The sequence below is a fragment of the Bartonella sp. AP88HLJMH genome, from assembly GCF_042195605.1.
Classification (GTDB): Bacteria; Pseudomonadota; Alphaproteobacteria; order Rhizobiales; family Rhizobiaceae; genus Bartonella.
Map to the genome: position 1 here is coordinate 1 of NZ_JBHIOR010000120.1, position 632 is coordinate 632.

1 protein-coding gene is annotated in these 632 nt (G+C 40.2%); it reads right to left on the bottom strand.

The window, feature by feature from the left end:
- The coding region (locus ACFIMA_RS09915; RefSeq protein ID WP_375693793.1) for a hypothetical protein at window positions 1-632 on the bottom strand (632 nt) is incomplete at both ends.

Genomic DNA, 632 nt, shown 5'->3' on the forward strand with positions numbered 1-632 from the left:
CCGTAATTTCTTGCAAAGCCATGACCGGCGTTCATAAGCATATTCAACCTATTCCAGCCGCTATTGTCTTGTTCCAGCCAACGTTCTCTATTGGCATCAACAAGGCGTTGATTGTAGTCATTAAGAACAGATGACCCCTGCAACATATTCGAATAGGCATTATTATAAGAGGGGAATAAGTTGCCTATCATGCCTAAGCGATACTTATTAAAATCACCAAGTAAGGCATTAGCATGTAACATATCCTGCTTATTCTGACGGTAATGATTAATCCTAGCACTTTTAGACAATGCATCAAGTTCACGCGCCAACACTTTTGTATGTGCACCAGATCCATAACCACCAGCACCTACAAAAGAGCTGTTAATCGTATCTCTCACATCATCCATAGATTTTTTAAGTACATCTTCAAAATCCTGATCATAGCCCCCTTTATAACTAGAAGCCAATTCACCAATATTTCTTTCTGCCTGCATGGGAGTATTCATCAAATGATTCATATAATTTTGATATTGATGAGGAATAGCTCCAAGACCTCCGATTGCTTGGTAAGTTGGAGCACTTAAAGGTGCAACACGAGGTCCCCCATACACATTACCACCCATCCCTGTATCATACAGATTATACGCATC